The organism is Rubripirellula obstinata, from assembly GCF_001642955.1.
GTDB classification, from domain to species: domain Bacteria; phylum Planctomycetota; class Planctomycetia; order Pirellulales; family Pirellulaceae; genus Rubripirellula; species Rubripirellula obstinata.
The window spans coordinates 84,784-104,794 of the sequence record NZ_LWSK01000003.1 but is presented as its reverse complement, the minus strand read 5'-3'; the positions used below and the strand labels follow the sequence as shown (position 1 = coordinate 104,794).

The 20,011-nt window shown below is 53.5% G+C and carries 15 protein-coding genes; 11 read left to right on the top strand and 4 right to left on the bottom strand.

The genetic code is table 11. From position 1 onward, the window contains the following. The first annotated feature begins 7 nt into the window (after positions 1-7). The 5 genes from RC85_RS01980 (at position 8) to RC85_RS01960 (ending at position 6,125) form a co-directional block, all read left to right on the top strand. Positions 8-733 carry a lipoate--protein ligase family protein gene (locus RC85_RS01980; protein ID WP_068258194.1) on the top strand — a complete coding sequence of 242 codons (726 nt, stop codon included), beginning with the start codon at positions 8-10 and terminating at the stop codon, positions 731-733. 38 nt (positions 734-771) lie between these two features. After that, positions 772-2,169 carry a UTP--glucose-1-phosphate uridylyltransferase gene (locus RC85_RS01975; RefSeq protein ID WP_068258236.1) on the top strand — a complete coding sequence of 466 codons (1,398 nt, stop codon included), beginning with the start codon at positions 772-774 and terminating at the stop codon, positions 2,167-2,169. A 106-nt stretch (positions 2,170-2,275) separates the two neighbouring features. Next, a complete protein-coding gene (locus RC85_RS01970) occupies positions 2,276-3,925 on the top strand; it encodes an HlyD family secretion protein (RefSeq protein WP_149752877.1) in 1,650 nt (549 codons plus the stop codon). Beyond that, complete coding sequence (locus tag RC85_RS01965) at positions 3,922-4,746, top strand: ABC transporter ATP-binding protein (RefSeq protein WP_084422275.1); 825 nt, start codon at positions 3,922-3,924, stop codon at positions 4,744-4,746. Before RC85_RS01970 ends, RC85_RS01965 begins: the two co-directional genes overlap by 4 nt. 47 nt (positions 4,747-4,793) lie before the next feature. Then, positions 4,794-6,125 carry an ABC transporter permease gene (locus tag RC85_RS01960; RefSeq protein ID WP_068258192.1) on the top strand — a complete coding sequence of 444 codons (1,332 nt, stop codon included), beginning with the start codon at positions 4,794-4,796 and terminating at the stop codon, positions 6,123-6,125. Between the two features lie 448 nt (positions 6,126-6,573). Here RC85_RS01960 and RC85_RS01955 read toward each other — a convergent pair whose 3' ends face one another. Both RC85_RS01955 and RC85_RS01950 read right to left on the bottom strand, forming a co-directional pair. After that, positions 6,574-10,074, bottom strand: coding sequence for a DUF7932 domain-containing protein (locus RC85_RS01955; RefSeq protein ID WP_068258191.1), 3,501 nt, complete (start codon positions 10,072-10,074; stop codon positions 6,574-6,576). A 5-nt stretch (positions 10,075-10,079) separates the two neighbouring features. Continuing rightward, entirely contained in the window at positions 10,080-10,499 is a 420-nt protein-coding gene (locus tag RC85_RS01950; RefSeq protein ID WP_068258190.1) for an acyl-CoA thioesterase, read from the bottom strand. A 141-nt stretch (positions 10,500-10,640) separates the two neighbouring features. Here RC85_RS01950 and RC85_RS01945 point away from each other — a divergent pair, with 141 nt between their 5' ends. Further along, positions 10,641-11,579, top strand: a complete 939-nt coding sequence (locus RC85_RS01945; protein WP_068258189.1) for a sugar phosphate isomerase/epimerase family protein — start codon at positions 10,641-10,643, stop codon at positions 11,577-11,579. Between the two features lie 144 nt (positions 11,580-11,723). Here the strand turns inward: RC85_RS01945 and xseA are convergent, their stop codons facing one another. Together xseA and dapF are read right to left on the bottom strand one after the other, a co-directional pair. Further along, a complete protein-coding gene (gene xseA, locus RC85_RS01940) occupies positions 11,724-12,956 on the bottom strand; it encodes an exodeoxyribonuclease VII large subunit (protein WP_068258188.1) in 1,233 nt (410 codons plus the stop codon). Beyond that, on the bottom strand, positions 12,957-13,796 hold the full coding sequence (dapF, locus tag RC85_RS01935; protein WP_068258187.1) for a diaminopimelate epimerase: 840 nt from the start codon (positions 13,794-13,796) through the stop codon (positions 12,957-12,959). Positions 13,797-13,909: 113 nt separating this feature from the next. On the opposite strand from dapF, the gene RC85_RS01930 reads away from it, so the two are divergent. The 5 genes from RC85_RS01930 to RC85_RS01910 all read left to right on the top strand — a co-directional run bounded on the left by RC85_RS01930 (position 13,910) and on the right by RC85_RS01910 (position 19,946). Beyond that, the gene (locus tag RC85_RS01930; RefSeq protein ID WP_068258186.1) at positions 13,910-14,470 is read left to right on the top strand and encodes an adenine phosphoribosyltransferase; all 561 of its coding nucleotides are present in this window, start codon (positions 13,910-13,912) and stop codon (positions 14,468-14,470) included. A gap of 36 nt (positions 14,471-14,506) precedes the next feature. Next, positions 14,507-15,037 carry a hypothetical protein gene (locus tag RC85_RS01925; protein ID WP_068258185.1) on the top strand — a complete coding sequence of 177 codons (531 nt, stop codon included), beginning with the start codon at positions 14,507-14,509 and terminating at the stop codon, positions 15,035-15,037. A 398-nt stretch (positions 15,038-15,435) separates the two neighbouring features. After that, a complete protein-coding gene (locus tag RC85_RS01920; protein WP_200836782.1) occupies positions 15,436-17,094 on the top strand; it encodes a Na/Pi cotransporter family protein in 1,659 nt (552 codons plus the stop codon). Between the two features lie 345 nt (positions 17,095-17,439). Then, positions 17,440-19,542 carry a hypothetical protein gene (locus RC85_RS01915; RefSeq protein ID WP_149752878.1) on the top strand — a complete coding sequence of 701 codons (2,103 nt, stop codon included), beginning with the start codon at positions 17,440-17,442 and terminating at the stop codon, positions 19,540-19,542. Next, positions 19,539-19,946: a hypothetical protein gene (locus RC85_RS01910; protein WP_084422274.1), complete on the top strand. Its 408-nt coding sequence runs from the start codon at positions 19,539-19,541 to the stop codon at positions 19,944-19,946. Before RC85_RS01915 ends, RC85_RS01910 begins: the two co-directional genes overlap by 4 nt. Positions 19,947-20,011: the final 65 nt, after the last annotated feature.

The following is a 20,011-nucleotide window of genomic DNA, read 5'->3' as shown; positions in this document are numbered from 1 at the left end:
CGTGACGATGAAGTGGGTTGATACCGACCAGGCTGCGCGTTCGCCGTCGATGCAATTGGCGATCGACGAAGCAATGTTGTTTCAAGCAGAGGAAGCTGGATCTGCCGAGCGACTTCGTATTTGGGAGTTTGATCAGCCAACGATTGTGCTGGGACGGTCATCAAAGGTTGACGACGAAGTCGATCGGCAGCGTTGCGAAGCAAACGGAATTTCCATCCAACGGCGGAGCAGTGGCGGTGCGACCGTGATGGGAGGCCCAGGGTGCATGATGTACAGCGTCCTGCTGAGTTTCCAACAGCACCCAGGCCTTCAAAAAATAGATCAGGCGCATCTTTACGTCATGAATCGAGTTCTGGCCGCCGTCCAAAACCAGGTTCCCGACGCGGTGCATCAGGGAATTTGTGATTTGACCTGGCAAAACAGGAAATTCTCTGGCAACAGTCTGCGAATCGCTCGCCAGCATTTGCTCTATCATGGAACCGTGCTCTACGATTTCGACCTGGATCTGTTGGCGTCATGTCTGGACTTCGCACCCCGCCAACCCGATTATCGCCAATCTCGATCACATGATTCGTTTGTCACCAACGTTGAATTAGATCCAACAGTTTTGGCTAGCGACCTAAGGGAACAGTTTTTAGCCATCGATGCTGTTTCAATCGATGACTACTTTGACCGCGCATCGAAATTGCAATCCGAAAGATATGATTTAGACTCGTGGCGTTTTCGTCACTAAAGAAAACAAAATTTCAACCACTCCGATTTTTGAATATCATGAACGAACAAACTCTTCGCGACACGCTTGAAACTCACGGTCAATCCAGTGCCATTCGATTTTGGGATGAACTGAGCGACGCAGGAAAAGAAAAACTTTCCGCTCAGATTGGCGACATTGACTTCGATCAGTTGGCGACCCTGATCGCGGGCGAAGACGAAAAACAAGACTTCGCAGCGATGGCAGAATCTGCGGGATCGCCGCCATCGGTCAACGCCGACGGCACCGGTTGTGATTGGTCGATCGATCAAGCAATCCAGGCGGGCGAAGATGCCTTGCGAGCCGGTCAAGTCGGGGCGGTAGTTGTCGCGGGTGGACAGGGAACGCGATTGGGATTCGATAAACCCAAAGGCATGTTCCCCATCGGACCTGTTTCCCAGCGCACGCTGTTCGAGGTTTTCGCAGATCGATTGATTGCGATCGGGAAACGCTACGGCGTCACGATTCCTTTCTATGTGATGACCAGCGAAGCGACCGACAGCGACACGCGGCAGTACTTTGAATCGAACAACTATCTGGGGCTGGATCCGTCGCAAGTCAAGATCTTTAAGCAAGGCACAATGCCGGCAGTCGATGCTGATTCCGGTCAGTTGTTATTAGCCGCAAAAGATTCGCTGGCTCTTAGTCCTGATGGTCACGGCGGAACTGTTCGCGCACTCGATCGCAGCGGCTCTCTCGATGACGCGGATGCACGTGGGGTCAAGTATCTGGCCTACATCCAAGTCGATAACCCGCTGGCGAACCTTTGTGATCCGGCCTTCATCGGGCATCACATCTTGTCGAAAAGTGAGATGACCAGCCAGGTCGTTCGCAAACGTTACCCGATGGAGAAGGTTGGCAACGTGGTGGTGGTCGATGGCAAAGTGCAGATCATCGAATACAGCGATCTGCCAGAATCCGCGGCTCAGGTCACCAACGAAGACGGATCGTTAAAGTTATGGGCGGGCAGTATCGGTGTTCACGTCATCGACATCGCTTTCTTGCGTCGGATGGCGAAATCCAGCTCGGCGTTACCCTTCCACCGGGCATCAAAGAAGGTTCCACACTTGGATGCACAGGGGCAATTGGTTGAGCCGTCGTCGCCCAACGCAGTCAAGTTCGAGCGATTTATTTTCGATCTGCTGCCGCTGGCCGCCAACGCGTTTGTGGTCGAAGGCTTGCCGGGCAATGTCTTCGCACCCGTCAAAAACGCCGAAGGCGCTGAAACCGACACAGCTTCGCTGGCAAAGAAAGCGATCTCTGACCAGCATCGAAGCTGGGCCGAATCGGCCGGTGCAACGGTCGCCGATGGGGTCATCGTGGAAATTAATTCACGTTACGCGCTCGATTCTTCGGAATTATCAGCAAAGATTGCTCCAAATCTGTCGATCCAATCGGACCGATACTTTGACGGCTGAGTAAAATTAGGTGAAACAACCGAAGGTATCTTAGGCGGTTCCCCTTGGGCGACTCTTCTGTACCTTCGTCCCGCCTGATTTCTCCCACCCCAGAAACTCCCCAACAATGAATCGTGTACGATTCCTGTTTGCCGACTTAGCCGTGCGCCCGCAAAGGCCGCGAAACTTCCACGACCGTCTCATGCATCGCCGCGGCAAAGTTGTGGGGGTTTTGGCGATCGGATTGGTGCTGGCCACGATCATCGGTGGCATTGGCTATCGAGTGCTTTCGGCTCCGAAGTCAGGGGTCAACCAAGCCGATTTGATCACGCAAGTTGCATCGCGAGGTTCGTTTGACCACATCGTTTTGGAACAGGGTGAGATCGAGAGCAGCCGAAACAAAGAGATCGTTTGCGAAGTAAAGTCTCGCGGCCAAGGCGGCGTAGCAATCCTGTGGGTTGTCGATGAAGGAACCCTGGTGAAGGAAGGCGACAAGCTAGTCGAACTGGATACGTCGCAACTGGAACTGGAACTCAAGACGCAAAAGATCGAGGTCATCACGGCCGAGGCGATGGTGTCCACCGCGTCCGCCTTGTTGAAGCAATCCGAAATTGCCAAAGAAGAATACCTGAAAGGCATCTTCATCACCGAAGAACGAGCGATCCAAAGCGAAATTCAGATTGCCGAACAGAATAAAACCCGAGCGACGTTGGCACTTCAATCGAGCGCTCGACTTGTCGCGAAGGGGTTGGTCAAAGAACTGCAAATGCAGGCCGACGAATACGCTGTCGCCAATGCAGTGACCCAGCTTGATTCTGCTGAGAACCGTCTTGAAGTCTTGCGGAAATACACCAAAGAAAAATTCTTAGTTCAATACAACAGCGAAATTGAATCCGCCACCGCATCGTTGAAAGCGGCTCAGAGTGAGCTGGCAGAAGAATCGAATGAATTGGATGAAGTTCTGGAACAAATCGCCAAGTGCGTGATGTACGCGCCGTCCGATGGAGTCGTTGTCTACGCCAACAAGTTTAGTCGTCGTGGCGGGAATGCCGAGTTTGTTGTTGAGCCCGGAGCACTGGTACGCGAACAGCAAACGATCCTTCGCTTGCCCGACCCGGGCCGAATGCAGGTCAAGTGCAACATCAACGAATCTCGAATCACGTTGATCAAGTCAGGCATGCCAGCGAAGATCTCAATCGACGCAATTTCAGGAATGACACTGACCGGCCGAGTCAAGAAAGTAAACCGCTACGCCGAACCAGGCAGTTGGTTTAGTTCCTCGGTGAAAGAATACGCGACGACGATCGAGATCATCGATCCGCCGGAAAACATCCGCACGGGCATGAGTGCCGAGGCGCAGATTTTTGTAGAACAACTTGATGACGCGTTACAGATTCCAATCCAAGGTCTCTACGAGCATGGCGGAAAAATGTATTCGCTGATTCAACAGGGCGAACAAAAGTTTGAAACGATTTCGGTCGATTTGCAGGCGACCAATGACACGATGGCAAGTGTCGGTGGCGTCATCAAAGAAGGCGACAAGGTCGTCTTGAACCTGCGAGAGCATTTGTCACTGATGAATTTGCCGTCGATCATCGAAGACGACAACAGTGACATGAAGGCGATGAGGATGAAACCGACTGCTACCGCCGTAAAACAATCCGATTCTGAATCAGCCGATCCCGCGGTTGGAAAGAAGCGACCTGCAAAGAAACCCGCCGTTCAATCAACCTCAAAGGTTCAGCCCACCGCCGCCACCGCTGGGGAAAGCGGATGAAGACCCAAAAGGCTTACGGCAGTCCAAAACCGATCGGGGATTCGTCAATCGATACTGAGATACCGAGCAACGAGATCGCGATTTCGATTCGCAATCTGACCAAAGAATACGTGTTGAAAAGCGAAACCGTGCGTGCGCTGCGAGGCGTTTCCTTCGATGTTCCCAATGGTGATTATGTTGCGATCATGGGGCCGTCGGGAAGCGGCAAAAGCACGCTGCTAAACTTGCTGGGATGCCTAGACAAACCCACCAGTGGCTCGTTCTTGCTGGGTGATGATGACATCGCACGCATGAATGATGATCAATTGGCTGATATTCGCAGCCAACGAATTGGATTCATCTTTCAGTCCTACAATTTGATTCAACAGCTCAGCGTGGTCGAGAACATTCAGGTTCCCTTGTATTACCAAGGCCGATTGGGCGCTGAGGAGCGACAACGGGCGATTGAACTTGCCCAGCGAGTGGGATTGGGTGATCGTTTGGACCACCGCCCGACACAATTGTCCGGTGGGCAACAACAACGCGTTGCGATCGCCAGAAGTCTGATCAACGATCCTTCGTTTGTGCTTGCTGATGAAGCGACCGGAAACTTGGATTCTGTTACGACAGGCGAAATCCTGACGATCTTTGATCAATTAAGTGCAGAAGGCCGAACGATCATCATGGTCACGCACGAAGACGAGGTCGCCGAACGAGCAAAACGAATCATTCGATTGAAAGATGGCAGCCTACACTTGGACGAATTGATCTCACAAGATCGACGCGAAGCAGCCCGCCAAGAACAAGCCGCCGCCGTCGCTGAACTACTCGCCCGCGCGTAAAAAACTCTTTTCACCCTTCACCCCCTCACTCTTCAAACTTCGCCTCCATGCTTTGGCTTCGGACCTGGAAACTTGGCATCAAGAGCTTGTCGCTGCATCCGCTGCGAACAGGGCTGACGATGCTTGGAATCACGATCGGTGTTTGGGCGGTGATTGTTTTGACGGCCATCAGCCAGGGTGCCAGCGATCAGGTTCAAAAACAAATCGAATCGCTCGGGTCGAATACGATCATTGTGCGTAGCCAGAAACCGCCAGACGACAAAATGGCGGGAATGGATGCGTCGATCTACGGCTTGCGCCGGAGCGATCTAGGTGCGATTCTTGCCAATGTGCCCACCATCGATGTCGCCGTTCCGATTCGCGAAATCCGTCGCCAGTTTACCTACCGCGATCGGATGGTTGATGGCCGATTGGTCGGCTGCACACCGCTGTATGCCAAGGTCAATCAACTGGAAATCCGCGAAGGTGGCGGGCGTTTTCTTTCCGATGCCGATGACGCTCGAGCAGACACCGTTTGTGTAATTTCAACCGGTGTCGCGCAGCGTTTATTCCCCTACGAAGAACCGCTGGGCAAACGTGTCACGATTCCTGAACATTCCGATAAGTACAAAGTCGTCGGCGTGTTGCAGCATCGTAACCCGTCGGCCGCCATCGGTGGATCGCTTGATTCGCAAGACTTTTCGGCTGACGTTTACATTCCCATGAGCACGTTGCGAAAGCGGATCGGGGACACGATTGTCACTCGGCGATCGGGTCAATTTCAAATGGAGATTATGGAGCTGAACCAAATCACGCTGCAAACCAAGACGCAGGATTCGGTCAAGACATCAGCCAATTTGATTGAGCGGTTGTTGGACAAAACGCACAGCGAGATGAATGACATCAGTGTTGTGGTTCCGCTGGAATTGCTGGAACAGGCTCGGAACATGAAGTTGATGTTTATGGGCATCGGTGTTTTGATCGCCTGCATCTCGTTGGTCGTTGGCGGCATCGGCATTATGAACATCATGTTGGCAAGCGTGACCGAACGAACACGCGAAATTGGCGTCCGCCGCGCACTCGGGGCGAAGCAGCGAGACATCACACGGCAGTTCCTGGTCGAGACCGCAGTACTCAGTTTCGCCGGCGCGTTCTTCGGCATTTTGCTTGGCCTGTTATCGATGCCGCTGTACCGGTCATTGATCTGGATCGTCAAACGAAGCCTGCCCGAAAAATTTGCCGCACTTCCCGAAGCGATCCGAGAAGCCGAACCCTCCATCGTCTGGTGGACGATCCCGCTGGCCGTCGGCATCGCCGTCAGCGTGGGCCTATTAAGCGGCCTCTACCCCGCCGTCCGCGCGGCCAAGATGAACCCAATCGAAGCCTTGCGTCACGAGTAAACCAACGGCATCGAATTCCAACGCTCGACAGACTCTAAAACCCATGCGGTTCATCGGAATGTTCCAGAAAAGGAGACGGGGCTAGTTTCGATGCGCGTGCCATTTATTACCTCCTTCCCTTTTTGTACGGCTAGCCGATACCACCACCACGCTTGGCATCGTTTTGCCCTTACATCGTTTTGCCCATCTCTTGTCTTGTTAGCGGTCTGCGTTTGACAGTTCTTGTTTTAGGCCCAGGTGCTACTTGCTCGATTTAATCAAGCCGATCATTGGGCAAAACGATGTGGGGGCAAAACGATTCCAGGCTCAAGATTGAAATGGGGATGATGGTTGAAAATGGGGAAAGGGTAATGCTTCAGTTTTGAACGCCGATGTTCGCCCCAATTTTATTACCCCCTTCCCCTTTTGTGCGGCACAGAAGCCACAAAGGATAGGTTCTGGTGGTCTTTTAACTTGGCGTTGCGATGGACTTTTGCTCTTGGATTGCTTGGGCCTTGGGTGTTTTGATGGGCACTAACAAATCGGCTCGTTCGCCTTGGATTGCTTTTTCGGTTTCGTAGCGCCGGCGGGTGGCTTGGCGTTCTGCTTGGACGAGGGCGTCGTATTGTTTTCCTGAAATAACACGTACGCTTTCGGCCAACAATTCTGGGTCATAAGTCAGGCCGGGATGATTCTGGCTGCCAGCGTAGGTTTCGATGGGGACTTTGTTTTGAATCAATTCAGTTTCGATTGTTTTGATCCGCGCATCCGCGGTAGTGCGTTCGATTCCCTGGGGCGATTTCTTTTTTGCTGATCCAAACGGGTCGTAGTCGTCACCGGGTGACGTGATCTTGTCCCACCAACTCGGTGCTCTGCCAAAGATATTGGTCGCGATTCGATCACTCCGCTCGATCATGTAGTTCGATACAGCTCGCGAACGTTTGAAGAACGCAGTCGGGAAAACGGCATGGTCCCAAATCGTTCGCGACTGAACTGCCATGTAACGCAGATTCGCCAACAACTCGTAAAGTAGACCAAGGCTGAGTTCGTTTTCGAGCATCTGGCGATGGGTGACACCATAATTGAGTGACCGCTCGGCCAGGTAATTCAGTTTTGGCATGATCGCGCGAATACCACCGCGTCCCCATGTTCGACAATGGCGAGCGGTTTTTTGTTCGTTGTACAGATCGGTCAAAATTGAATCGACCAACTCGCCACCGATCTCGCGGACCTCGTCGTCGGTCATCGGTCGTTCGATGTACTTTTCGCTGTAGCGTGGGAAGGTCCGCTCGCTGACCAAGCGAATGAAGCGATCAATCTTGTCCTCGAACTTCAACGCCAAAAAGATTCCGTGCTTGTTGGCTTGGCTGTTGATGAAGCCACGATCAATCGCGTCAATGCCGTCAACTTCGTACAGAACCACGGAACCCTTGGTCGAATCGAGCGTTCGGTGGACTTCAAATTTTCCAACGTTTCGCTTTTTGAAGAATCCCCATGACGTGTCGGTGTCGCCGGTGTCGTAACGATGAACAATGATCCAACGTTTCAGTGGATCCTGTTTAGAGAGTTTGCGTTGCAGTCGTTTTGCTTCTTCGACCAGCCACTTTTCTTTGGGTTGGAACAGAAACGTTCGGCGATCGATGTCGATTTCATGGACATGGCCCAGCGACGCGTCGGCAATGTCTTGAGCGCCGCTGGTCACACCGCCAACAACGCTTTGGTTACCAGCGACATACTTATTCCAACGCCGGACGTTCTTTAGGAATTCTTTTTGGCTGCTAAGTTGTTTGGGCGTTTTTTCATCGCCGACGGGAATCAACGAAGTCGCCAGCATTTCCGCGCCGCCGGTGCGTGAGTCGCCGACGATGTAAAAGTTGATGTCGTAATCGGCAGCGGCGCGAAGAAACTGACTTTTGGCAAGCTGTTCGAACGCGACCGTGCGACCGGCGGGTGTGCTGTAGTAATTATTGGGGATGATGATCGTCATCCCTTCCCACTGTTTCAATAGCGATTGGTCTTCGTCTACCGCGCGAACCAAGTCTAAGAATCCGTAGTAAGAAACATCCCAGACATCCAATTCGCTGCCGAAGTAATCGGCAAGCTGAGTCCATTTTTCGATATCGTTGGTCGTGGTTTTTTCGTTGGCAACCAGCAAAAAACGTGATCCATCTTCGCGCAGGTAACGTTCCGAAACTCGGATAAAGGTTTTGCGATAATCGACTCGTCGGTATTGGTCCGACCGGTCGCTTGTGCCTGGTCGCTGCAAATCCAAATCGACGCCGACGGCGAATCCTTGATAGGGAACCGCGCCAGGCTTATCGAGAATCCCGATGCGAGTTTCAATGATCGTGCTTTCGCCAGGTCTGAGTTCGCCGACGCGTTTTTCCCAGTCGGCGGTTTGCCCATCGACATGAACAGCGAAAGGTGAATCTTCGTCGTCAAAGAATGCGATCAAGTCCTGATGCAAGTCGCCGCCCAACAGACGCAACCGACTTCGCACACTTCGATACAGGTATTTCTGGTCAAATGTTTCAGAGCCGATATTTCTGACGGCCCAAATCAGTCGTGTTGATTCGCCCGGTGCCAACGAATTCAAGCACGTCATGGGCGTCAATTCGACTGGAAAGCTGACGCGGATATTCTCGCCGTTTTCAAACTGTTCAAAAGACCTTGCAATGCCGCTTTCCAGTCTGGCTTGTGGGCTGACTGGATGCCTGAGCCGAAACGAACGCGAGCGGGGTTCGTCAATCACATGGTCGCCGATCCGAAAATCGAGTCCATCGTTTTCGAAGGTGTAGGTTTCACCGGGTGCAAGCGATCGATGCAAGACAATGTCGACTTCATCGCAGATCAGCCATTCATCGGGTTGCAGGAAGATTCGAACGGTGTAGTTCGCGGGCGTCGGCATTCCGCCGCAATTACGAATCACGATGTGGTCAACGGACACGATTGAATCGGGTTCTAGGATCGCGTATTCGCTGGCGATGTCGAACGTGACCAGTTCCAGATCAAAAGGCGACGGGTAGGTGGCGATGTTTCCATTGCCGTCTCGCACACCGATCGTCAATCGACCAGTTCGCCCAGGCTTAGCATCTTTGGCTTTGTAAATTGACGGTCGGCCGCTTCGACCCGGCCGACCGTTGATGCCGCCTGGGTTGGATCGCATGATCGTGCGAGTGACAGTTCGTCCGTTGGAATCACGCGAGGTGCGTGTTTCGGTCCAGTGATAGCTGCGTCCGCCGGGGCCGCCCGGTCCGCCTTGTCCGCCGCGTCCCGCTTCACCGGCAAACCCCAAGTCGCCGCCGACCAAGTTTCCTTTGACCAGCATCAGCAAACCGGTTTCGGTGTGATCGACGATGAGATCGACATTCGCTCCGTCACCGCCATCGCGACCATCGCTGGGTTGTCCCGCATCGCCACCATCACCACCGGGACCGCCGTTGGTACCGCTGGTAAAACGCGTAGCATTGCGACCGGCGTAACCTTGGCTGCCCGGTCCGCCGTTGCCTGCACGTCCTCCGTTGCCGCCACTGCCACCGTGACCGTCAATGAACAGAAATCCCCGATCGCCGATAGGAACGTTTCGCTCGACCGGGACCAATCGTCCGTCGGGCAACTGGGCGCGAACGAGCCACTGAATTCGATCACGGACTTGGCGCGAACCGATCGCTGTATGCGTTAGTTCGCCTTGGACTGCATGCGTCAGTTCGCACTGGACTGCATGCGTTAGTTCGCATTGGACTGCACCGGCACTTTGTCCCGGTGTGGCTGGTCCGGCATCGCCGCCTCGCGATCCGGTCGCGCCTGGTGATCGAGGCGAATTGCGATAGGAGGTGCCATCTTGGCCTCGCCGCCCCGGTTTTCCGTAGACCTCAATTGACCCCAGCAATTCCATCTCGCCATCCGATGCGAAGCGGCCCGCGTCGGTGACGTGAGGTGTATTGTTATCGGATTCAAACTGGAAAGACACGTTAGTTATTCTTCGCCGTATTGTTCAAGCAGAGAGTCCGGCACACGCTGCAGTCGTCCCTCGCGATCGATCACGCCCAGAATCACCGTGGCTTCGGCGATCAGAGTTGAATTGGAATCATCCCAACTGGGATCAGGGCGAACAATTCGGTACTCGTGCGTGATCTTGGCAGCGGTGACTTTCGCGATGCGGGTATGGATGATCAGCGTGTCATCATACCTCGCGGGGCTGCGATAGCGACAATCCACACGCGCCACCACGACCAGCAATCCCGCGTCTTCCATGTCGCGATAACGGCCGCCGGACGCTCGCAGCAATTCGGTACGTCCGATTTCAAAGTAACGAAGATAATTGGAATGGTGAACGAAACCCATCGGGTCGCATTCGTCGTAACGGACTCTAAGCTCGATTTGGTGCTTTCTCATAGTGCCACCAATCGATCAATTTATCGGGGTGGCTGCAAGGCCGTTGACTGAAACAGCCGTATCAATCGTATTTGTCGCAATCATCTGGTGGGGCAGCTACGATAGAAGCATCCTGATTTCCATCCCCGCGATTGAAGACTTATGAACCAATCACTTCTTGCTCGGCGAACTTTCCTACAAGCTGCTGCTGCCGCAACCGCGATCGCCGCATTCCCTGATCGTCATGCATTCGCTGATTCCAGTTCAGAACCAACGAAGCCTTTTGAAATTTCGTTGGCCCAGTGGTCTTTGCACCGAACACTGCGAGACGAATCATTAGGATGGACCAATCTGGACTTTCCGCTGCTTGCAAGGAAACAATTTGGGATCGATGCGATTGAGTATGTGAATCAGTTCTTTAAGGACAAAGCAAACGACCAAACCTACTTGAAGGAACTGCAACTTCGCTGTGATGACCACGGCGTCAAGAACGTTCTGATCATGGTCGACGGCGAAGGGCAGCTTGGTAATCCCGATGCAAAGGCGCGTCAGCGAGCCGTCATGAATCACCACAAGTGGGTCGATGCGGCAAAGTTCTTGGGATGCCATTCGATTCGCGTTAACGCCGCCAGCGACGGAGACTATTTGAGTCAAATCAAACTGGCTTCGGATGGCCTGCGTTCGCTAAGCGAGTACGCGGCGAAACAAGACATTGGTGTGATCGTTGAAAACCACGGTGGGCTTAGCAGCAACGCCGCTTGGTTGGCAGTCGTGATCGAACGCGTTGGCATGCCGAATTGCGGAACGCTTCCCGACTTTGGGAATTTCAATATCACTCGCGGAGAGAACGCTGAAACATTCGACCGATACCAAGGCGTGCAGGCCATGATGCCTTACGCCAAAGCAGTCAGCGCCAAGATGCACCAGTTCGATGAATCCGGAAACGAAGTTCACACGGACTACAAACGGATGATGAAAATCGTCACCGACGCTGGTTACAACGGCTATGTTGGAATCGAATGGGAGGGTTCCGATCCTGATGAGTTCGCTGGCATCCGCATGGGGAAAGCGTTGCTAGAACGGATTGCAAAAGAGACTTAGCGAACCCGTTCGATCTTCCAGAGAACGTTTCAATCGTAGCTGATCCCGCCAGGGTTCAGTTTAAGCTCGACTGAACCCTGGCGGGATCAGCTACGACAGATCGCAGACACTCTTCCAAGGAAGCTTCAGGGCAGTTCCTTGAAGTCAATCCTGCACAACCGATTTGATTTCACCTTGGTGGACGCGGGTGTGGATGATTTCACCAGGCACGACGTCTTTGGCGTCCAAGATTGCTTTACCGTTTTCGCCAACGGTGACGCTGTAGCCTCGCGTGAGAACTTGCAGCGGCGAGAGTGCCGAAAGCGATGCGGCGGCTGATTGCAACTTGGCTTTGCTCAGTTGCAGTTTGGCGAACATTGCCCTGCGGCCTCGTGCGTCCAGTTCATCGAGTTGGCGTGATCGATTGTGAATCACTTCGTGTGGCTTGCGGAACACGGTGCGCGATTCAAGCTGGTTCAACCGATCGACTCGCTGCGTGATGATCGACCGTCCGGCCCGTTCCAGTCGGCGTCGTAGGTCGGACACCGTTTGTCCGACCAGCTTTGCATCGGGCAAGATCGTAGTTGCGGCGGCCGTCGGGGTTAATGCTCGAACGTCGGCTGCCAGATCGCAAAGCGTGACATCGATTTCGTGACCGATCGCTGATACCGTTGGTAGCTTGGAATTGGCGACCGCGCGGACGACTGATTCTTCGTTGAACGTCCACAAATCTTCCATCGATCCACCGCCCCGCGTCAGCACCACTAAATCGAGCGGTGGGGAAATTCGCTGAGCGGCTTTCATTGCATCGACGACTGACTTGGCGCTACCAACACCTTGCACCAGAGCTGGGATGACGATGAATTCGACACCGCCCATTCCTTGCATGGCGGATTTTAGGAAGTCACGCACTGCCGCACCGCTGGGGCTGGTGATCACTCCGATGCGACGCGGTTGCGTTGGAAGCGATTGCTTTCGGTCGGCGGAGAACAGACCTTCGGATTGCAGCTTGGCTCGAATCAGTTCAAACTTTTGTTGCAGCGGGCCCAATCCCTGCATTTGCAACTTGCGAACGACCATTTGATACGATCCGCGCGCCGCGTAGACTTCGACATCGCCAAAGCAAAGCACTGATTGCCCCTCTTTGATCGGCTCTTTCATCCGTGACGCAGTGCTTCGCCAGATGATCCCGCGTATTTGTGAATCGTTATCTTTCAGCGTGAAATACAGGTGTCCGCTACGAGGCCGGACCAAGTCGGAGATTTCGCCTGCAACCCAAATTGACGGGAACGTGCCTTCCAAGATCGCCTTGATGTGTCCGGTCAATTCGCTGACGGTCACCGAGTGTGGTGTGTCGGACTGCACCAGCAGATCGTCGTTGTGTTGATTGCTTGGCATCTATTCCCAAACACCTTCGAAGACTTCGGTTGCTCCGCCGGTCTTCATCACGTGATTCGTTTCGGCGTCCCATTGGAGTTCCAATTCACCGCCGAGCAATTCGATCGTGACCTTTCGTTCACATCGATCGGTTAAGACAGCGGCAACGCAAACCGCGGCCGCCCCCGTGCCGCAGGCCCAGGTTTCACCAGACCCACGTTCCCAGGTTCGTTGTCTGAGACGATTTCGGCTGATGACTTCTACAAATTCAACGTTGGTGCGGTTGGGGAACCTGGGGTCGTTTTCGATTTTGGGACCAAGCCCCAGAACGAGATCGTCGCTGGCTTGATCAACAAAAATCACGCAGTGCGGATTGCCCATCGAAACGCAAGTCACCTCGAACGATTGCCCATTGAATTCGACCGTTTGCGCGATCGCTTTGCCGTCGTTGGCAATCGTGGTTGGGATTTTTTCGGACTGCAATTCGGGCGGCCCCATATCCACGGTCACGCAATCGACTCGGTTTTCATCACCGACGTTTAGGTCAAGCGTTAAATTTCCGTTGCCGGTTTGGATTAGTTGCCGTTTTTTGGTCGCGATGCCACGTTCATAGACCAGCTTGGCGACACATCGAATGGCGTTGCCGCACATTTCGCTTTCGCTGCCATCGGCGTTGAACATTTGCATCCAGGCGTCGGCGGTTTCGCTGGGGCGGATCAGGACCAGCCCATCGCCGCCGATCCCGAAGTGTCGATGCGACATTTCGCGTGCAAGTTGCGGTGCGTTGTCTGGGACGGGTTGGTCGAAGCAATCGATGTAGATGTAATCGTTGCCGATGCCGTGCATTTTGGTGAATTTCATAGTTTGAACATCATAACGCTGGCAACAGATTCCGCGAAGTCGCCCGATCCTCTATTCTGAAGGAGCGATTTACCCATCATTTCTCCCTCACCAAGCTCGCGAAGATCCCTCTCATGGTCGATTTGGCACGCTACATCCGTGATATCCCTGACTATCCCAAACCCGGAATTTTGTTTCGGGACATCACACCCATGTTGGCGGATCCGGAGGCGCTGAAAACGGCGGCCCACGCGATGGCTGAACCATTCATGGATCAACAAATAGACATCGTTGCCGCCGCGGAGGCTCGGGGGTTTATTTTCGCGGCTCCGTTGGCGATGCAATTGGGCGCTGGTTTTGTGCCGATTCGCAAACCAGGAAAGCTGCCGTTTGATCTGCATTCCTTCGCCTACGAACTGGAATATGGCAGCGACGAATTGCAGGTGCATATCGATGGAGTCAAACCGGGCCAGCGAGTTTTGATCGTTGACGATCTGCTTGCCACCGGCGGCACGATGGAAGCCTGTTGTCGTTTGCTGGAAAAATGTGACGCCAAAATTGTGGGTTGCTCGTTCCTGATTCACTTGGCGAATTTGGGCGGCGAACAACGATTGAATCCATACACCTGTCACAGCGTCCTGACCTACGATCAAGATGACATGGAAGCGGAATTGAGTCCTTCAAGTCGCAGTTAACAGGGGCGACAGTTAACGTCGGCGACAGCGAGAACGATGGCACGTCAAATTCATGATCGAGAAGATCTGTTTCGCGATGGCACGCAAATGCCCATTCGTGGACGCACGCAGATCGACCAAGCCGAAGTCGTTGTGGGATTTCGCCAAACGATTCCAGAAGGCCTTTGCGGTTCAGCAAGTTTGTATTGGGACCAAGATCCGGTCTACCAGTTCAATTCCAGCGGTGAACTTCGCCGCGTTTTTTTGAACGGTCAGCGATACGCGGCGGAGAATGGAGTGCTGATGAGACTGAATCAATCACGAAACAGATCTTCGCCTGATCAAACTGAAACGCCCGCCGGACGCCTGAAATTGAATCCGATAGCGGTCGCTGATAACGAGACGTCAGAAATCTTGGCTCACCTGCATCGTTGTTTGTCGCAATTGCACGCCAGTTTGCGTCAAAGCGATCCCCCACGCTGGCAGACTCATGGAGAAAACACTGAAGCGTTTTGCGAGCGATTGGCCGACTGGATCGGCACGATCGAAGTCCCCTGCAAGATTGCCAGCAGTCCAGCGGTCACCTAGTCGGGTGACGCGGAATCGTGAGCCATGGCGGAATCGGTGACGGATCGGTCATCGCTAAACTAGCGTTGGTTTGAATGCAGTTTCCAAGAAGGTTTCTTATTGGCAGTCACAGTCTGGAGAACCATCCGGGCTACCCATTTCCTCGACCTAGCGGTCTTTCATTAATCTTAGGACCGTCGGAACAATAAGTGGCGTAGCGAAACTCGCCAAGAGTTTCGGCATCTCGACAATAAGTAGCGTAGCGAAACTCGCCAAGAGTTTCGGCATCTCGACAAACCGAAAGTCTTGGCGACTTTCGCTACCAATTTTCCCGCCACTCATTGTTCCGACGGTCCTTATCAATCTAGTTTTACGGGTCAGGGAAAACGGAAACTTTGGATTCATCGACGCAGATCAAGATGGTTTTCGAGCTCGTTGGCGGCCTCGGTATTTTCCTGCTCGGCATGAAGCACATGTCCGATGGAATGCAGGCGGTTGCGGGAAATAGTTTGCGTCGATTGATCGGTGCCGTCACCAACCACCGAATCTTTGCGACCACCGTTGGCGTTATCGTGACATGCGTGGTGCAATCGAGTTCCATCACGACGGTGATGGTTGTCGGATTTGTGAACAGCGGTGTGATGGAACTGTCCCAGGCGGTCGGCGTCATCATGGGGGCCAACGTCGGCACGACGATCACCGGTTGGATCTTGGTATTGAAGGTCGGCAAGTACGGACTTCCGCTGCTGGGGTTTGCCGCGTTCACCTATCTTTTTACGCGGAACGAAAGATGGCGGTACTGGGCGATGTTCATCATGGGCATCGGAATGGTGTTCTTTGGGCTGGAGGTCATGAAAGATGCCTGTTCGATCATCAAAGAAATGCCTGACTTCGAAGCATGGTTTGCCAGGTTCCAGGCCGACAGCTATTTCGGTGTTCTCAAGTGTGCGCTTGTCGGCTGTATCCTGACGACGTTGGTTCAATCGTCTTCAGCAACGCTCGGCATCACGATCTCGTTAGCGACGCAGGGCGTCATCTCTTATCCGACCGCCGCGGCGCTGATTTTGGGCGAGAACATTGGCACCACGATCACCGCTTTTTTGGCTTCTCTGGGAACCACCACCAACGCGCGGCGTGCAGCTTACTTCCACGTCATCTTTAATTTAGCCGGCGTGTTCTGGATCACGTTGATCTTTCAGTGGTATATCCGATTTATCCAGAGCGTGATTGGTTTGGATGTCACCGAGGCAGTTGTCATCGATGGCAACGACACTTACCCCAACACCGTGGCTGCGATCGCGGCGACGCACAGCGTATTCAATGTGTGCAACATGCTTCTGTTCATGCCCTTTGTGACACCGATGGTCCGTTTTCTGGAAAAGGCGATTCCTTCGCTGCCTTACAAAGAAAATTCGCGATTGACGGACCTGGATGTTCGCATTTTAGAAACACCCCTGCTTGCGATCGAACAATCTCGTAAAGAGATCATCAAGATGGGCGATGGTTGCCTGAAAATGCTGGATTGGCATTTGGAATTGATGCTCGCCAGCGACTCCGACAGACAACTAGGCGATCGACTAAAACAACGTGAACGTATCCTGAATTCAGTCCGAGACGAAGTCGCCGACTTTGTCACAAAACTACTTTCAAGCAACGTTTCGCACGCAACCGTCGAAGAGGGACGCCGTCAATTTCGGTTGGCGGACGAATATGAATCGATCAGCGACTACATCGTTAACCTCGATAAATTTGATCGCAAGTTACGCCGCGATGGTTTCCGATTTACCGAATCACAGAGGACTGATTTAGAGGCGTTGAACCGTCAAGTACGAACTTACGTGACCGAAATTCATGGGGCCTTGATCGCTTCCAATCCAAACGTTCTGAATAACACCGAGGCAAGCGGCAAACGGATTCGGGACGAGATCAATGGATTGCGTCGCAAGCATCTGGAGGAGTTATCCGCGGGCACAATTCACCCAGTCGTCAACGTGGCATTCATGGCTGCCTTGAATGCGTACATTCGCGTCCGTGACCACGCTCGCAACATCGCCGAAACGATTGCGCAAGATAGGTGACGCACGTAGCTGATCTCGCCAGGGTTCAGTTCTGCATCGCCTAACGTGCGACTGAACCCTGGCGGGATCAGCTACGTTTGAGATAGCTTCTGACAATACACTGTCTCATGGTCGCACGCTCCATGTTTTGTCCAGGCTTTAGTCGCTTGAGCACTCAATACTCTCGCAATTCCACCTGTGAAAAAGAGCGGCGAATGCCTGGACTCCAGCAAACATCGTCATTCTCAGTGAACCGTAAGGTGCAATTCTTGCATCGTGAACGTTCTCGTTTGCTATCGTCACGAAACCGAAGCGTCGATATCATTTGAGAAATCTTCGACCAACGAATGGACTAGAGAAATTTTGATGATGCGTCGCACGGTGGCAATTGTTTTTTTTGCGATGCTAACGGTGGTAGCCGTTGGCACGGGTACAGCAGCGGAGCGTGCCGAAGCTCGCAGTGATGGTGATGCGCGGTATCTGCATCACATTGATTTGTACGATACTGACAATCGAAAAATCACGGCTGAGTCAACGCTTCCCTACTCGCCTCGCAATACCTGCGGACGTTGTCACGACTACAACACAATCTCACACGGTTGGCACTTCAACGCGTTTGATTCGACCGCGATTTCGGGGCGTGATGGCGAACCTTGGATTTGGACGGATGCTCGTACAGGCACGCAGTTGCCGCTGACTTATCGCGACTGGTCGCATTCTTTTCATCCATCACAAGCTGGTTTGTCGCCTTGGCAAATGACGCTGAAGTTCGGGGGACGGCTTCCCGGTGGTGGACCAGGCGAGAATGGTTCCGTTGGCGATATCGAGACCGGTCAAGAAGAGCAAGTGGCGGAAATTGATCCACCGCGATGGCAACTTTCGGGATCATTGGAAGTCGATTGTCTGGCTTGCCACGCAGTGTCGGGTGCCTATGACATGAACGAGCGCCGGAGCCAGATTGAAAAACAAAATTTTGCTTGGGCTCCCACTGCCGCACTGCGACTGGGTGAGATCAAGGGAGATGTTTCCAGAATCAGAGGCAAGATCGATCCGGCTGACGAATCTGTTCAGAAAAAGATGCCGACGGTCACCTATGACGCACGGAAATTTGCACTCGATGGATCGGTTTTTGTCGACCTGGTGCGACAACCATTGTCCAACGCTTGTTACCAATGTCACAGCCAGCGAACCGTCGATGAACAAGGCGTTCAGCAACGCTGGATCCATGACGAAGACGTTCACCTTCGTGCGGGGATGGATTGTGTGGATTGTCACCGTAACGGTTTGGACCACGACATGGTCAGAGGATTCGAGGGCCAACAACATTCAAATCCCGATGCGATGGTGACGTTGTCATGTGCGGGCTGTCACCTGGGCCAGGAAGGATCAAGCGATCCGGCGCTGCTTGCCGGTCGGCTGGGTTCGCCAAAGCCGCTGCACGAAGGCCTTCCACCGATTCACTTTGAAAAACTGGCTTGCACTGCTTGTCACAGCGGTCCAATGATTGACGAGCAGGCGCAGCGTTTGATGACCTCCCTGGCGCACAGCCTCGGCGAGAAAGGGCGTCGCAAGGGTGACGAATTGCCCGCGATGGTTTCCGGCGTCTATACCAAGCGTGCTGACGACAAGGTTTACCCACACAAAGCGATGTGGCCAGCTTATTGGGGTGTGCTCAATGGCGATGATTCGATCACTCCGCTGAATCCTGATCAGGTGTACGACTGGACGCGAAAAACGCTGCGTGTTCGTCGCGATTTCATCGATGAACTGATGCTGCCAAAATTGAAATCAGATCAACGAAAAGAAGTGCTCGGCGAAGAACGTGCTCGTGTTGATTCCGAAGAATGGAACCAGCAAGAACAGGACTTGATCGGCAAACGCCAGCAAGAAATCGGGCAACAAAACTTTCGTGAAAAGGTATCAGCTAGTTTGAAGGCAATCGAGAAGGAGATCGGTGACAGGACTGCTGTCTATGTATCGACCGGCCAGGTTTATGCGGTCGATAGCGAGGGGACAGATAGCGAGGGGACAGGGCTACGCGAAATCGAATCTTCCAACGAACGCGACACTGGCATGATCACGTGGCCGATGGCCCACAATGTTCGCCCCGCCGGACGGTCGCTCGGCGTCGGCGGCTGCGTCGAATGTCACAGCGACGATGGACTGATTTTTGCATCGACGGTGTCACCCGTCGGACCCGTTAATCGCATCGCTAACGACAGTGACGGCAAAGTGACGATGGCGTCGCTGCAAGGTGTTGATCCGCTGCAGCGATTGGCATGGAATCAGATGTTTTCCGGACGTAAGACTTTTAAGTATTTCATTGCCGGTTCGATCGCGATTCTGGTCTGCGTTTTGATGATCGGGCTTGGGATGCTTAGCGTGCATCTGTTCCACAAGGCTGAACTGAAAAACAATCCATTGGCCAGCTCGGATTCATCGACCCCATCGCAGGAGGCCCGCCGATGATGCTGTGGATCGAACGAGCGCTTGCGATGCTGTTGGTCGGATTGGTTGTCGTATTGACGGCGACCACTGCGGTATCTTGGGGCGGTCATGGCATGAGTGGCTTGCCGTTGTTGATTCACATGGGTGCCAGCGGCGCGTTGGTGTTTACGTTGCCGGTCTACGCGATCATCGGGCTGATCGGTTTTTCGAGGCGACACTTAAGAGCATCGATGTACAACATCGGTTTCTGGGGATCGGTCGCGTTCGGCTTGCCCACGATCGCAACGGTGTTCCTATGCATGTTGCCGATCGCGTCGACCGACACGATGCATCAACTCGTTTCGTGGCACGCCTGGGCTGGCTACGCATTGACCATCGCCGCCGTGGTGCTGGTCATCGGATTGCTGCGTCGCAAGGTTGCGTAGGGCTTACGAGGCAATCGATCTCTCTGACAAAAAATGTGACTTGAAGAAGTGTTTCGCTTTTCAAT

Excerpts from the sequence above, each read along its gene's own strand:
- RC85_RS01960 (WP_068258192.1), top strand. The coding sequence starts at position 4,794 with ATGCTTTGGCTTCGGACCTGGAAACTTGGCATCAAGAGCTTGTCGCTG.
- RC85_RS01925 (WP_068258185.1), top strand. The coding sequence starts at position 14,507 with ATGGCACGTCAAATTCATGATCGAGAAGATCTGTTTCGCGATGGCACG.
- RC85_RS01920 (WP_200836782.1), top strand. The coding sequence starts at position 15,436 with ATGGTTTTCGAGCTCGTTGGCGGCCTCGGTATTTTCCTGCTCGGCATG.
- RC85_RS01975 (WP_068258236.1), top strand. The coding sequence starts at position 772 with ATGAACGAACAAACTCTTCGCGACACGCTTGAAACTCACGGTCAATCC.
- RC85_RS01910 (WP_084422274.1), top strand. The coding sequence starts at position 19,539 with ATGATGCTGTGGATCGAACGAGCGCTTGCGATGCTGTTGGTCGGATTG.
- RC85_RS01930 (WP_068258186.1), top strand. The coding sequence starts at position 13,910 with ATGGTCGATTTGGCACGCTACATCCGTGATATCCCTGACTATCCCAAA.
- dapF (WP_068258187.1), bottom strand. The coding sequence starts at position 13,796 with ATGAAATTCACCAAAATGCACGGCATCGGCAACGATTACATCTACATC.
- RC85_RS01915 (WP_149752878.1), top strand. The coding sequence starts at position 17,440 with ATGATGCGTCGCACGGTGGCAATTGTTTTTTTTGCGATGCTAACGGTG.
- RC85_RS01980 (WP_068258194.1), top strand. The coding sequence starts at position 8 with ATGAAGTGGGTTGATACCGACCAGGCTGCGCGTTCGCCGTCGATGCAA.
- RC85_RS01950 (WP_068258190.1), bottom strand. The coding sequence starts at position 10,499 with ATGAGAAAGCACCAAATCGAGCTTAGAGTCCGTTACGACGAATGCGAC.
- RC85_RS01970 (WP_149752877.1), top strand. The coding sequence starts at position 2,276 with ATGAATCGTGTACGATTCCTGTTTGCCGACTTAGCCGTGCGCCCGCAA.
- RC85_RS01965 (WP_084422275.1), top strand. The coding sequence starts at position 3,922 with ATGAAGACCCAAAAGGCTTACGGCAGTCCAAAACCGATCGGGGATTCG.
- RC85_RS01945 (WP_068258189.1), top strand. The coding sequence starts at position 10,641 with ATGAACCAATCACTTCTTGCTCGGCGAACTTTCCTACAAGCTGCTGCT.
- xseA (WP_068258188.1), bottom strand. The coding sequence starts at position 12,956 with ATGCCAAGCAATCAACACAACGACGATCTGCTGGTGCAGTCCGACACA.